Here is a 13,105-nt window from a genome sequence, read left to right on the forward strand (position 1 = left end):
ATAGCTTATTCTAATTAAATTTCTGGCTTTGGCCAGATTTTTTGTTTTTAATCATCAAGATTTCAGCCATTATGGATATGGCTATCTCTTCTACTGATCCATTGTCTATATCTAGGCCTATTGGGGTGTAGATTTGATTTAGCTTATCCCTATCACAGCCTTCTTCTTCTAGATCTTTGAAGACAGATATTACCTTAGCTTTTGAGCCTATCATTCCAAGATACTTATAGTCCTTAGCTAGAATATTTCTTAAAACTTGCCCGTCTAGGCTGTGGCCCCTGGTGCAAAGGACTATATAAGTTTTTTCCTTATCAAAGTCAATTTTAGATATGGCTTCATCAATTGACTCTGCCAGATATTCCTTTATGCCAGCAAAGTCAGGAGAATCTTTGAATTCTTCCCTATCATCTATAACTGTTACTTCAAAATTAGTCTTAGTGGCAATCCTTGCTAGCTTTTGTGATACATGGCCTGCACCGAAGATTATAAGGCGGCTTGATGCCTTAAAATATTTGACAAAGCCACGAGAATTGCCCCCACAAGACATCTTAAGTTCGCCATCTTTTGAAAGATTGTAGTCAAATTCAAAAGATTTGCCATCTTTAAAGCCTTCGAGAGTTCTTCTAATTACATCCGCTTCGATTTTTCCTCCACCTATTGTCCCAAAAGATTTTCCATCAGATAAGACCGCCATGAGGGAATTATCCTCACCTGGGGTTGACCCCTTATTTTCAATAAGAAAGACGAGGGCAGCGTCTTTTCCCTTTTTATTTTCTTCATAGATTAGATCTAAAATTTCTGCTTTCATAGGCCCTTCCTTCTTTTTAATATCAAAAGTCCTTCCAGAGTTCCCCCTCCTATTAGCCTTGCCTTATCTGATATGGTTTTGGCATTTTTAGGAATAACCCTAGGGTCTACATCTCCTATTTTCATTCCTTGAAAAACTTCCAAGCCTTCATTTATCATGCCTCGAACCATCCCATCAAGACCTGCTAGGACATCTTTACCAGCAACCTTTGCTACAACATCGCCTTTTTTTACAACAGAGCCCAAATCCTTTATGATATGGACCTTGCCAGAAGCAGGGGATCTTAGGATTCTTTCTGTGGTAAATCCGTTGATATTACCAGGATTACCTGTATTTTCAGCTGCAGGACCAGTAAATATAAGCCTACCTAGGTCATGACCACGATTTGTTTCTATTACTAGGTCTACATCACTTCCTGCCTCAAAACCTGGACCCAGACCTATGGTAATAGGTGCCATATCCCTATTTGTGCCTAGATTTTTCTTAGCAAGGATTCCATCAATCACACATAGGGGCTTCAGTTCTTTTATACATTTGCCTTCAGGGTCTACTGCTACAGCTATAAGATTATCTTTAAAGGCCCTCTTAATTTCTTCTATATTTTCACATCTAAGGGCCCTTATATCTTCTATTTGGATCTCTCCTTCAAAGATAGCCTGGGCTACCGCCACATTTCGTCTTATGCAAGTTGGTCTTTCGATTTCAAGAACCAAAACATCAAAGCCTACCCTATTTAATTTCTGGATAGTCCCTGTGGCTACATCTCCGCCACCCCTTACTATTACTAGATTTTTATTCATGGTCATGCCTTAATCTCTCGTAGGCTTCGATATTATCAATATCTAAAAGCTCATCTTCTGAACCTATTTCTACCTTATTGGTTGGATTATCCTTGGCAAAGATCATCCCACCCTGGTCTTCTTTTAGGCTTAGGAGTTTATCTCTAAAGCTTGGTGGGAAAATAACTGGTGCTCCCCTCCTAAGGCCTACAACAGGGTAGGTCATTTGAGGATTTTCCTTAAAACTTGCTATTAATTTCTGGCATGTTTCCTTAGTTAGGAGTGGTTGGTCTGCCACAAAAAACATCATCGCACTATCTTCATCACTAGCTTCAACTCCTAATTTTATTGAGGAAGACTTGCCAATAGTATTATTATCATTTTCTAGACTAATAAAGCCCCTATTTTTGGCATCTTCTAATATTTCTTCATAGGATGATGCAACTATTACCTTGTCAAAGTCTAGAGATTCTAAGAGGTCTAGGGTGTGCTCATAAATCTTTTTACCCTTAAAATCTAACATAAGTTTATTTTGGCCCATTCTTTCTGAAAGTCCAGATGCCATTAGTATTGCGTTAATTTTCATAAAATTTTCCCTCCTTAAGTGATCCATATCTTAGTTTTATATCAGCAAAGTTAAATTCTTTCTTAAATTCTTCTATCCTATAAAAGTCTGACTTACTTTCTACTTGATTGAAGAAAAAATATTTCTCCTTTTCAAATCCCTTGTAAAAGCCCTTGTCATAGGCTATTAATTTATTAATAATCTTAGAATCTATAATACCAGTCCCTATATTTTTTGAAAAGCCCTGGTAGTTATAAATAAAATCATCCTTTGTCACTTTTCCCATGATTTTAATTGGTAGGATGCCTATAACTCTTGTTGTAAAATCATAGATTACAGGTTCATGAGGGTACCGAAATTTAAGAGGCATATTTCTACAACCATCTGCTTCTATCAAAACATAATCAAAATCACCTACGATTTTCGAAAGATTTTTATAGCCAATACTTGCTAGCTTATCCTTATCAGGGACTTTTTCTCCTAAGCAGATAATCTTGGCGTCCTTATCATCAAAATAAGCATCAAAACTTGTAAAAAGCCTATCAAAACCTTCTTTAGGCAGGGCGATTTTGGTCGAAGTTGTGACTAGGACCCTTCCCTTTTTTGACAAGCTAAGGGCAAGACTTGCCATAAGACTAGTCTTGCCCCCTGCTCCTGTTATGGAAATTATATCATGCTTTTTTATATCAAATATTTCATCTATTTTATACATTAAAGTTCTTCTTTGGCTTGCTGTAAGCAGTTTCTACCATTGGGAAATCCCTGCGGAGGATTCCATCTAGCTTGTAATAGGCTCCTTGAACAGCTGGGGCTATCGGAATTGTCGCAATTTCTCCCACACCCTTGGCACCAAAGGCCCTATCTAGGAGTTCATCGTCTGGCTTAGCTACGAAGGTCGTTTCAATTTCAGGTATCATTGGTGCCCTCCATAAGCCAAGATTACCATATTTAGCCTTAACCTTGGACTTATCAAGTTTAAAATCTTCTGTAAGAGCATAGCCTAGCCCCATTACTATACCACCTTCAAGCTGGCCTTCGATGGCCTTTGGATTTATAACCTTGCCTGCATCTGTCGCAGCCACTACCTTTCTTATTGTTCCATCATCATTTAATATTACCACATTTGTAGAAAAACCGTAGGCTATGTGGCTAACTGGATTTTCTTTGTCAGAATTTAGTGGGTCTGTTGGGTCAAAATATTCGTGGAAATATTCTTTTCCCTCAAGCTCTTTAATATCATCTACCTTATCCAAATCTACCTTAAGCTTTTCTGTAACTTTCTTGATTGCTTCACCAGAAATCAAAGTTTGACGAGAACCTGAAGATGTACCAGAGTCTGGTGAATTTCCTGAATTTGGATGTATTATATTTACCTGATCAAATCTTAAACCTAGGACATCTAGAGCCATTTGCTTAAAGACGGTTTGAGCTCCCTGCCCAAGGTCACTTGCTGCACAGTAAATATTTACCTTACCATCTTCTATTCTTATCTTTGCCCTACCCTTATCAGGAAGACCAACACCTACACCGGCGTTTTTCATAGCGCAGGCAATACCTGCTCTGTCGATATTTTCTTCATAGACATCCTTAACAGCCTCAAGAGTTTCTACAAGGGCTGTCGATGAATCTGCAATTTGTCCATTAGGGAGAACTTCTCCAGGTCTTATAGCGTTTTTGTAGCGAATTTCCCAAGGAGAAATTCCTACCTTTTCTGCCAAAAGATTTATATTACTTTCAAAGGCAAAGTTTGATTGGCAAACTCCAAAGCCCCTGAAGGCACCTGCTGGTGGGTTGTTTGTGTAATAACCATAGCCATCTATCTGAGTATTTTCATAGTGGTATGGGCCAACTGAGTGGGTACAAGCACGCTCTAAAACAGGTCCACAAAGAGAAGCATAGGCTCCTGTGTCCATTTTTATAGTCGCCTGCATGGCTAGGAAGTTTCCTTCTTCATCACAGCCTAGCTTAAAGGTTCCTATCATTGGGTGTCTTTTTGGATGGAATTTAAGCGATTCGTCACGGCTAAATTTAATTTTTACCCTTATTTGGAATTTATAGGCAGCAAGGGCTGCAAGGTGTTGGCAGGAAACGTCTTCCTTACCACCAAAACCACCACCTATAAGTTTATTTTCAACTACAACACGTTCTGGTTGATCTTCCCAACCAAACATGATTAGGGTTTCTTTTCTGGTATCATAGACAGATTGGTCTGTAGTATAAAGCTTGACCCCATCCCCCATTGGCTCAGCTATTGCACATTCTGGCTCAAGGAAGGCGTGCTCTGTAAAAGGTGTGGTATAAGTTTCTTCGACTATATATTTACATTTCTTAAAGGCTTCTTCTGCATTACCACGACTTACGTGACGCTCTTGGCAAAGATTGCCTGTAGGGTGGACAAAAGGAGAATTTGGATTTTCTGCTTCTGCTATAGATGAAACTGGTTCTAGCTCTTCATATTCTATTTCAACAAGTTTTTTAGCTTCTTCTAAAATCTTGTCATTTTCAGCTACAACTAGGCAAATTTCATCGCCCTGGCTTCTTGTAATATCTCCCTCAGCTATAAATACATCCCAATCTTGAAAGATATGGCCAACCTTATTGTTTGGTACATCAGTAGCTGTCAAGACTCCATATACGCCTTCGAGGGCTTCAGCCTTGCTTGCATCAATTTTTAAAATCCTTGCCCTTGGATATTTGCTCCTAATGGCAGAAGCTACCTTCATATCATCAAAAATCATATCATCGACATATTCGCCGATTCCTAGGACCTTGTCGTGGGCATCTATTCTAATAAATTCATCCCCAACCTTGACCCTGTCATACTCATCTGTAGTCATTTCAATAGATCCGTTTATAATTTCTGAGGCAAGCTTTATACCCTCTATAATTTTGACATAACCTGTACACCTGCAAATATTTTGCTTGATACCTTCTTTTATTTCATCCTTAGTTGGATTAGGGTTTTTTCTTATAATGGCTGCCCCACTCATGACCATACCTGGTATACAAAAACCACATTGAACAGCTCCAGCCTTTGAAAAAGCATGGACAAAGGCCTTTTTTTCAAGTTCTGTTAGACCTTCTATGGTAAGGATTTCCTTGTCTTTGAGTTTAGATAATCTTTGGGTACAGGCAAGTTTTTTGGCATCTCCAACTATGACTGAACAAGTCCCACAAGCTCCTTGGGAACATCCATCTTTTACAGATGTAATATGTAAATCATCCCTCAAAAACCTCAAAAGGCTCTTATCTTCGTAAGTTTCATAAGTATTTCCATTTATTTTCACAAGGAAAGGCTCCACATTCGGGAGTCTTTCGCCAATTAATATATTTGTCATTAAAATTTCCTCTTTATAAATTTGCCTCGGCCTTTTTCGGCTTTATATTCACTATTTTCTAAGATGATTTCTCCCCTAGAAAGAACCATCTTTACCTTAAAGTCACTTTCAAAACCCTCATAGGTCGTATAATCACAGTTAGAGTGACGATTTGCTTGGCTAATAGTATATTTTTCTTCATCAAAAACAACTATGTCCGCATCCTTTCCTACTTCTAGGCTTCCCTTTTTGTGGCCTAGACCAAAGATTTTTGCGGGATTAGTAGATAGTAAATCCCTTAGCCTCTTTGGAGAAACGCCTCTTTTAAGCCCTTCTGTTAGAACAACTTCCATCCTCTCCTCAATTCCAGGAATACCGCCTGGAGCATTTAGGAAATCATCCTTATAAGGAAGCTTCTCACTTTCATAGAAAAATGGACAATGATCTGTCGCAACCACATCGACTGTGCCATCTATAATTCCCTCCCAAAGGGCATCTACATCAGATTGCTTCCTAAGTGGTGGTGCGCATATATACTTAACTCCCTGGCTTTCCCCGCCCTCTAGGTATTTTTCATCTGTAAGGGTCAAATATTGGGTGCAGGTCTCACAATATAGATTCTTCACACCTCTAGCCCTTGCCTTTTGAATTTCTCTAAGACCTAGAGCAGATGATGTATGAACTATATAAAGTTTTGGAAAACCAGCTACTTCGCTTAGATAAATAAGCCTATTAATAGCTTCTGCCTCAGCCTCTGCTGGTCTAGTCTTGGCATGGTAGATTGGAGCAAGATTTCCTGCACTTTTTGCCTCTTCTCTAAGCTCTGCAATCATTCCGTCATTCTCGCAGTGGACACAAACAACAGTTCCTGTTTCCTTTGCCTTTTGAAGGACCCTTAGCATGTGCTTGTCATCAAGCATCCCTCCATAGGTTGTATAAATCTTTGTAGAAACGATTCCCTCATTAAAAAGTTTTTCTATTTCATCTAAAATATGGTCAGTAACTTCTTGGATAGCTCCGTGGAAGGAATAATCAATTACAGCATTACCCCCAGCCATCTTGTGATATTTATCAATCTCATCTGAAACAAGACTCCCCCTAGGACCAAAGGCAATATGGTCAACAATTGAAGTCGTTCCTCCAAAGCTTGCTGCCCTTGTGCCTGTATAAAAATCATCAATTGAAATAAATTTGCCAAGATCAAGTGACAGATGGGTATGAACATCCACCCCACCAGGCATAGTTAGACTTTCCTTAAGGTCAATAATCCTATCTGCATCCCTTTTGATATTTTCAGCAATTTCTATAATCTTTTCATCTTCTATATAGATATCACGAAGAAGAAAACCGTCTTCTCCAATAATTTTTGCATTTTTAAGTAAAATACTCATCAAAACTCCTCACAAATGATATGTAACATATCACTAAAAATTAAACATTAATATAAGTTAACGTTTGCACTTATATATATTTTATCATAAATTATAGAATTTGATAAGGGGTATTTGAATATTTTTTTATGATTTTTAAAGACTTTCCTTGTAAAATTTGTAAGTTTTATTAATAAAAAATATCAACTACCATCCTTTATAGTTGGAGTTGATATTTTTTATTTTTATTTTTTTCCTTCTTTTTTACTTGCTTCTAAAATAGCTTTTTCAAGCAGGCTATTGTAGGCATCGTAGGCATCCATGATTCCATAATAGTGGACACCATCTGTGCCCTTGTAGTATTCAGGGTGGTCCATGGCTAGTTCTTCCCATGGCATATAGGTTATAAAGTCATATTTTTTGACCATCTTTTGCATGGCAAGACTTACCCTGTGGGGCTGGTCATACCTATTGTCATAGCAGGAAACTAAGATTAGCCTTGTGCCCTTTGGTAAGGCATCTATTATGTTTTCGAGAGAGTCTACAGGATCTGCCTTGGCATTTGTCCCAAGGGCCATGACAACTATATCCCCAAGGCTTCCCGCTTTTTTGTAGCTTTCGATTATATCAGCACCTGTCTCAAGTAGCCTGAATTTTTCGGCATCTACAGAAGTATTTTTGATGGTTTCTTCTATATATTGCCTGTTGCCAAGTAGGACTGAATCAGCGATTACAGTTACTTTTAAATCATTATCTTCTAGGGCTTTTTTAGGATTTTCTTCTTCTATAAGCTTTCTATCTAAATCTTTCTTATCCTTAGCAATCTTTCCAAGGTCTTGATCTAGGGCTCCAAGCCACATTTGTTTCTCAAGACTTACCATCTTATCTGATGCAAGTGATAGGCTTCTTGCAGAGATGAAAGAAATTAAGATAAGACTTGTTAGAGAGGCTATCCTAAGACCTCCAGCAGGATTTAGCTTATAGGCTTTAAGGTCTATCTCTTCTCCCCTAAAAAATGGCTCGAAGATGTGATTGTTGATTAGAACAAAAATCGCCGTAAGAATCACTGTTAAGAGTAAGGCTAGGGGCTTTTCAAAAGTACTTTCCATTATTACAAATATTGGCCAATGAAAAAGATAAATAGGATAGGTGTAGGATGCAATCTTCCCTATAATTTCCGACTCTTCCATTCTTTTATTTGGTACAGCTGCTAAGATTACAAGACAGGTGAGTAAATCTGTTATAAAAAATCCAATCAAATAGGTAAGGTCATTGTCATAGGATAGAAAGATTGACATTACAAGGATTAGAAGACCAGAAAAAACACTAAGCTGTCTAAAAGGAAGTCTCCTAAAACCATATCTTTTTACAAAGCAAGCCAAAAAGGATCCTGCAAAGAAAGATGCACTTCTAGTAAAGTCTGAAAAATAAACAAAGGACCTGTCCTTATTAAGGATGGTAAGTCCTATAGTAAAGCCTAGACTTAAAAGGTAATAAGTCCCACTCATTAGTAAAAATCTCTTTGAAAAGGCATTCCTTTCTCCCTGGCTTATTTTATAGATTATTTTCATTACAAGTGGCCAAAGTAGATAAAAATGTACTTCCAAGGCCAAAAACCAAGTATGAAGGAAGAGGTGGCTTATAAATTGGGACTCATAAGACCCTCCTGATAAAATTTCGTAAATATTGCTATTAAAAGAGATACTTGCTAGGAATTGATCAAAATAATTGACCGTGAAGTCCTTATTGATAAAAAAAGCCATTAGGCTTATGACAAATACCATAAAGAAAAGGCCTGGGAAAATCCTTACAAATCTCTTCTTATAATATGTTTTTAAATCAAGACCGTCCTTTTTATATATCTCATCTAGTAGATGGTAGCTTACAAGAAAACCTGAAAGGACAAACATTATATTTACACCCAAAAAACCAGCTGGAAGGATGTTTTTAAAAAGGTGGTATATTAAAATTATTCCTATGCCGTAGATACGAAGATAATCTAAACCCTTAACCTTCATTGTCTATCTCCTCCCATTTGCCATCTGCTTTTTTGTATGTCTTTCCATCTTTAAATTTAATTATCACCTGATCTTTAACCTTAAAATAATAATAATCACTGGCCTTGTAGGCAAAATCTCCCACAGGTCTTCCCTCATCAAAGCTAGCCTTTAACAAGCCATCCTTAGTCTTAAGGACACCTTCGCCTTGAAACTTATCCTTATAGATCATGCCAGTATAAGTAAGGTCTTCATTAATTTTATAATTTGCTACAGACTTTGTCTTTGGCTTTGCAAATGAATAAATAAGACCAATAACAACTAGGCCTAGACAAAGGCTTGCCAAATATGATAAATATTTTTTATAATCCATCCATATATCCTCTTCCCTATGATAGGTAATTGCTTGTAAAAATCTCTTTCATAATACCATTAGATTATTTATTTGCCACAAAAAATCCCTTAGCCTGGTCGAATAAATCTAGCAGACTAAGGGATTCTTGTTATTTTTAATTATTAAAGCCTAGGCCCTAGCCTTAATTTCTATCTCTATAGCTTCTTCAACAGCTCTTAGAATATTTTCATAACCTGTGCACCTACACATATTGCCTGCTAAAAGCTTTCTAAGCTCACTTCTATCATATCTTTGGCCTCTGGCAACTATTTCTGTGGCTGTTATTATAAAACCTGGTGTACAAAAGCCGCATTGGACTGCAGCTTGGTCTATGAAAGCTTGTTGGATGATTGAAATTGAACCATCACTTGCTACTAGGCCTTCTGTTGTCCAGATATCTTTTCCTTCTGCCCAAATTGCTAAATATAGGCATGAATCGACGCTCTTTCCATCTATTAAGACAGAACAAGCTCCGCACTCTCCTACCTCGCACCCCTTCTTAACTGATGTAAGGCCAAAGTCATTTCTCAGAAAATCTGTAAGGCTGGCCCTAGTATCGACCATCTTATCAACTGGTATGCCATTTAGGGTACACCTTACCCTCTTATAAGAAGGATCTATATCAGATAGTTCATCTATTCTTGGAGCAAAGGGACCATATTCCCTGCTATGTTTAATTTTCATCATTTCCTCCTTTGTAAACACTTAGGGTAGCTTCTAGGTTTCGTACGCATATTTCATATAAGATTTGAGTCCTTAAAGCCTTGCTTGCTCTCCAAGAATCTCTAGGTGATAGCTCTTCAAGGGCAAGTTTGGCAAAGGCTTTGATATTTTCTTCTGTTAAGACTTTACCAACAAATTCTTCTTCTGCCTTATAGGCCCTAACAGGGATTACTGATGCAACCCCGTAGCAAGCCCTGATTTTTTCAATCTTTAAATCATCATCAAGTTTAACCAGTGTAGCACAAGAGCTTGTTGCTATGTCCATGGCATTTCTCATGGCGTATTTGAAATATTTTCCTATATAGCCTTGGTATTTGTCTTTTGTGATGGTAAAACTTTTTACAAATTCCTTATCCTTTAGATCTACTTTTCCAAGGCCTAGGTAAAATTCTGTTATAGGGACGTACCTATTTCCATCAGCACTTACTATATTTACATTAGCTTCTAAGCAGAATAGCATCGGAGCAGAATCTGCGGAAGGGGCTGCGTTACAAACATTGCCTCCAATTGTGGCTGCATTTCTAAGCTGTGGACCGCCTGCTGTAAGGACTGCTTCTGCAAGCTCTGGCAGATTTTCTTTGATAATAGGGTTTTCTGCTATTTCTGTGAAAGTAGCTAGGGCACCTATTTCTATGTCTCCCTTGTCATCTATAGTAATTTTTTTAAGGTCATCTATCAAATGAATTGACAAAAGCTTTGGGCTTTCAATTGACCCTTCTCTAAGTTTAACTAAAAGGTCTGTACCACCTGCTATGACTTTAAAGTCAGGATTATCTGCCAGTATCTTACAAGCCTCATCTATGGAGTAGGCTTCTTTTATTTCTTTTATATCGTACATCTAATCCTCCTTATTAGTCGTTATCTATAAGTCCATTTTCCTTAAAGAGTGGGAAGAGGACGTGTGGGGTCATTGGTATCTTATTTACTGAAATACCTGTCGCATTTAAGACTGCATTTCTAATTGCAGGGGCTGGAGAACATGTTGGTGGCTCTCCTAGGGACTTGGTATTAAATGGTGAAGTTGGCTCTGGATTTTCTACAAAGTAGACTTCAAATTCTGGTGTATCTGCTATGGTTCCTAGCTTATAGTCAAGTAGGTTATCATTTAAAATCCTACCCTTGTCATTATATTTCATCTCTTCAGTTAGGGCATAACCTACAGCCATACTCATGCCTCCGTGGGCTTGGGCTTCAGCTAGCTGTGGATTTATAATCTTACCTGCATCGTGGATATTTATAAGCTTAAGAACTTCAACCTTAGCAAGGTTTATATCTACCTTGACTTCAGCAAAGCTTGCCCCAAAGGAATAAGCATTAGTCCTTACTGTGTGGGTTGTTTCTGCTGTTATGTGTTGGTTTTCAGTCTTTAGGGTGTAAAGGGATTCTGTCGCAAGTTCTTCCATTGTTAGAAGAATCCTACCATCTTCTTTTCTAACTATATTTGAATCTACTATATCTAGGTTATTTGGAGTAATTCTTGTTTGTAGATAAGCCTGATCTAGGATTTTTGCCTTTAGTTCTTTGGCTGTCTTTGTTATGGAAAAACTTGCCATATAGGTCTGACGAGATGCGTAGGCACCTAGACCAAATGGGGATATGTCTGTATCTTGAGTTGAAATGATATGGATATCTTCTATCTTCATTCCAAGACAGTCAGCTGCCATTTGGGTGAAGGTTGTATCAGCACCTTGGCCTATTTCTGTTTCAGGTAATTGCATCTGAACAGATCCATCTTCATTTACAATCATCCTACAAGAAGAAGATTCTAGTGATATCGGAAAAACACCTGTATTGTACCAATAAACAGCACAACCGACACCATACCTAATATTACCTGTTTGGTTTTTATATTTTTCCTTCTTGCCATAATAGTCCATAGCTTCAGCACCTTTATTTAGGCAATCTCTAAAGGAATCGTAATAATTTTCATTGTGTGAAAATGGATCGACATACCCCTTTGGCATTACATTTCTAAGCCTTAATTCTAATGGATCCATGCCAAGAGCCTTAGCTATATCGTCTTGGTGAGCTTCATAGGCAAACATGGCCTGAGGAATACCATAGCCTCTCATAGCACCACCTGTTGGTAGATTTGTATAAACTGAATAGGCATCACCCTTGATATTTTCACAAGGATATAACTGATGGAAACAGTTAAGGCCCTTGGCCGCTATGGAATGACCGTGGGAAGCATAGCCACCTCCATTAGAGTAGGTTTCAACTCGCCTTGCAACATAATCACCATTTTTTCTAACGTAAGATTCGAGGTGGATTTTCATAGAATGTCTTGTCCTAGTTGAAACGAAAGTCTCTTCTCTAGTTGGGAGAAGCTTTACAGGATGGCCACCTACTTGAGTTGTAAGGAAGGCACAAAGTGGCTCATAAAGCGCGTCTTGTTTATTTCCAAAACCTCCCCCTATGTATGGTTTTATAACCCTTACCTTACCCCAACCTATGCCTAGGGCTTGGCCAATTACTCTTCTAATTATGTGTGGAATCTGAGTGGAAGCTACAACGACAATCTTACCTGCCTCTTCGTAGGCATAAACATCTGGATTTTCCAAATGTGAATGGGAAATTATTGGAGTTTCATAATCTCCCTCAATTTTAATTAAGCCTTCTTCCTTTATTGCTTCTTCAAAATCTCCCCTGTTATTTGTGGTATGCTTTAGGATATTGTCAGGACACTCATCATGAATTGGGACTTTTACATCTTTTATGGCTTCTTTTGGGTCAAAATTTGCAGGATATTCTTCATACTCAACCTTAATCTTTTTTAAGGCTCTTTTGCAAGCTACTTCGTCCCTGCCAATGACTACAGCTATGTCATCTCCGTAAAATCTTACATGTTCATTTAAGAGATGTCTATCTGCCACATCTTGACGTTCCTTTTCTGTAGACCAAGGGTGGCCTGCTGTTGGAAACTGAATTTTTGGTACATCAAAGCAAGTTACAATCTTTACAACACCTGCGACCTTCATAGCCTCGCTTATATCAATATTTAAAACTCTACCATGGGCAATATTAGAGTGAAGGATCTTGGCAGTATATGCATCTTTTGGAATAAGGTCTTCTGTAAATTTGGCTCTACCTGTGACCTTATCAAAAGCATCTACCCTTTTGACTTTTTTACCTACGTACATTATATTTCC

General features: G+C 38.0%; 11 protein-coding genes. All 11 read right to left on the bottom strand.

Annotated features, from left to right (window positions below):
- Nucleotides 1-10: 10 nt before the first annotated feature.
- Entirely contained in the window at nt 11-808 is a 798-nt protein-coding gene (locus tag RRB46_RS04040; protein ID WP_311537594.1) for an XdhC/CoxI family protein, read from the bottom strand.
- On the bottom strand, nt 805-1,608 hold the full coding sequence (gene yqeB, locus RRB46_RS04045; protein WP_311537596.1) for a selenium-dependent molybdenum cofactor biosynthesis protein YqeB: 804 nt from the start codon (nt 1,606-1,608) through the stop codon (nt 805-807). Before yqeB ends, RRB46_RS04040 begins: the two co-directional genes overlap by 4 nt.
- Nucleotides 1,601-2,173, bottom strand: coding sequence for a nucleotidyltransferase family protein (locus tag RRB46_RS04050; protein ID WP_311537597.1), 573 nt, complete (start codon nt 2,171-2,173; stop codon nt 1,601-1,603). The genes yqeB and RRB46_RS04050 overlap by 8 nt, the downstream gene beginning before the upstream one ends.
- Nucleotides 2,163-2,864 carry a selenium cofactor biosynthesis protein YqeC gene (gene yqeC, locus RRB46_RS04055; RefSeq protein ID WP_311537598.1) on the bottom strand — a complete coding sequence of 234 codons (702 nt, stop codon included), beginning with the start codon at nt 2,862-2,864 and terminating at the stop codon, nt 2,163-2,165. The genes RRB46_RS04050 and yqeC overlap by 11 nt, the downstream gene beginning before the upstream one ends.
- Nucleotides 2,857-5,490, bottom strand: a complete 2,634-nt coding sequence (gene xdh, locus RRB46_RS04060) for a selenium-dependent xanthine dehydrogenase (protein WP_311537599.1) — start codon at nt 5,488-5,490, stop codon at nt 2,857-2,859. Before xdh ends, yqeC begins: the two co-directional genes overlap by 8 nt.
- On the bottom strand, nt 5,490-6,860 hold the full coding sequence (gene hydA / locus RRB46_RS04065; RefSeq protein ID WP_311537600.1) for a dihydropyrimidinase: 1,371 nt from the start codon (nt 6,858-6,860) through the stop codon (nt 5,490-5,492). Before hydA ends, xdh begins: the two co-directional genes overlap by 1 nt.
- A 224-nt stretch (nt 6,861-7,084) precedes the next feature.
- The gene (locus RRB46_RS04070) at nt 7,085-8,857 is read right to left on the bottom strand and encodes an acyltransferase family protein (protein WP_311537601.1); all 1,773 of its coding nucleotides are present in this window, start codon (nt 8,855-8,857) and stop codon (nt 7,085-7,087) included.
- Nucleotides 8,847-9,209 carry a hypothetical protein gene (locus RRB46_RS04075; RefSeq protein ID WP_311537603.1) on the bottom strand — a complete coding sequence of 121 codons (363 nt, stop codon included), beginning with the start codon at nt 9,207-9,209 and terminating at the stop codon, nt 8,847-8,849. Before RRB46_RS04075 ends, RRB46_RS04070 begins: the two co-directional genes overlap by 11 nt.
- 150 nt (nt 9,210-9,359) lie before the next feature.
- Complete coding sequence (gene xdhC, locus RRB46_RS04080) at nt 9,360-9,914, bottom strand: xanthine dehydrogenase subunit XdhC (RefSeq protein ID WP_311537604.1); 555 nt, start codon at nt 9,912-9,914, stop codon at nt 9,360-9,362.
- Nucleotides 9,904-10,791: a xanthine dehydrogenase subunit XdhB gene (gene xdhB / locus RRB46_RS04085; protein ID WP_311537605.1), complete on the bottom strand. Its 888-nt coding sequence runs from the start codon at nt 10,789-10,791 to the stop codon at nt 9,904-9,906. The genes xdhC and xdhB overlap by 11 nt, the downstream gene beginning before the upstream one ends.
- Nucleotides 10,792-10,804: 13 nt before the next feature.
- The gene (gene xdhA, locus RRB46_RS04090) at nt 10,805-13,096 is read right to left on the bottom strand and encodes a xanthine dehydrogenase subunit XdhA (protein WP_311537606.1); all 2,292 of its coding nucleotides are present in this window, start codon (nt 13,094-13,096) and stop codon (nt 10,805-10,807) included.
- Nucleotides 13,097-13,105: the final 9 nt, after the last annotated feature.

The sequence above is a fragment of the uncultured Anaerococcus sp. genome (assembly GCF_963512375.1).
Taxonomy (GTDB): Bacteria; Bacillota; Clostridia; order Tissierellales; family Peptoniphilaceae; genus Anaerococcus.

What these genes read in the sequence shown, in the direction of transcription:
- RRB46_RS04040 (WP_311537594.1), bottom strand. Translation starts at nt 808, where the DNA reads ATGAAAGCAGAAATTTTAGATCTAATCTATGAAGAAAATAAAAAGGGA.
- yqeB (WP_311537596.1), bottom strand. Translation starts at nt 1,608, where the DNA reads ATGAATAAAAATCTAGTAATAGTAAGGGGTGGCGGAGATGTAGCCACA.
- RRB46_RS04050 (WP_311537597.1), bottom strand. Translation starts at nt 2,173, where the DNA reads ATGAAAATTAACGCAATACTAATGGCATCTGGACTTTCAGAAAGAATG.
- yqeC (WP_311537598.1), bottom strand. Translation starts at nt 2,864, where the DNA reads ATGTATAAAATAGATGAAATATTTGATATAAAAAAGCATGATATAATT.
- xdh (WP_311537599.1), bottom strand. Translation starts at nt 5,490, where the DNA reads ATGACAAATATATTAATTGGCGAAAGACTCCCGAATGTGGAGCCTTTC.
- hydA (WP_311537600.1), bottom strand. Translation starts at nt 6,860, where the DNA reads ATGAGTATTTTACTTAAAAATGCAAAAATTATTGGAGAAGACGGTTTT.
- RRB46_RS04070 (WP_311537601.1), bottom strand. Translation starts at nt 8,857, where the DNA reads ATGAAGGTTAAGGGTTTAGATTATCTTCGTATCTACGGCATAGGAATA.
- RRB46_RS04075 (WP_311537603.1), bottom strand. Translation starts at nt 9,209, where the DNA reads ATGGATTATAAAAAATATTTATCATATTTGGCAAGCCTTTGTCTAGGC.
- xdhC (WP_311537604.1), bottom strand. Translation starts at nt 9,914, where the DNA reads ATGAAAATTAAACATAGCAGGGAATATGGTCCCTTTGCTCCAAGAATA.
- xdhB (WP_311537605.1), bottom strand. Translation starts at nt 10,791, where the DNA reads ATGTACGATATAAAAGAAATAAAAGAAGCCTACTCCATAGATGAGGCT.
- xdhA (WP_311537606.1), bottom strand. Translation starts at nt 13,096, where the DNA reads ATGTACGTAGGTAAAAAAGTCAAAAGGGTAGATGCTTTTGATAAGGTC.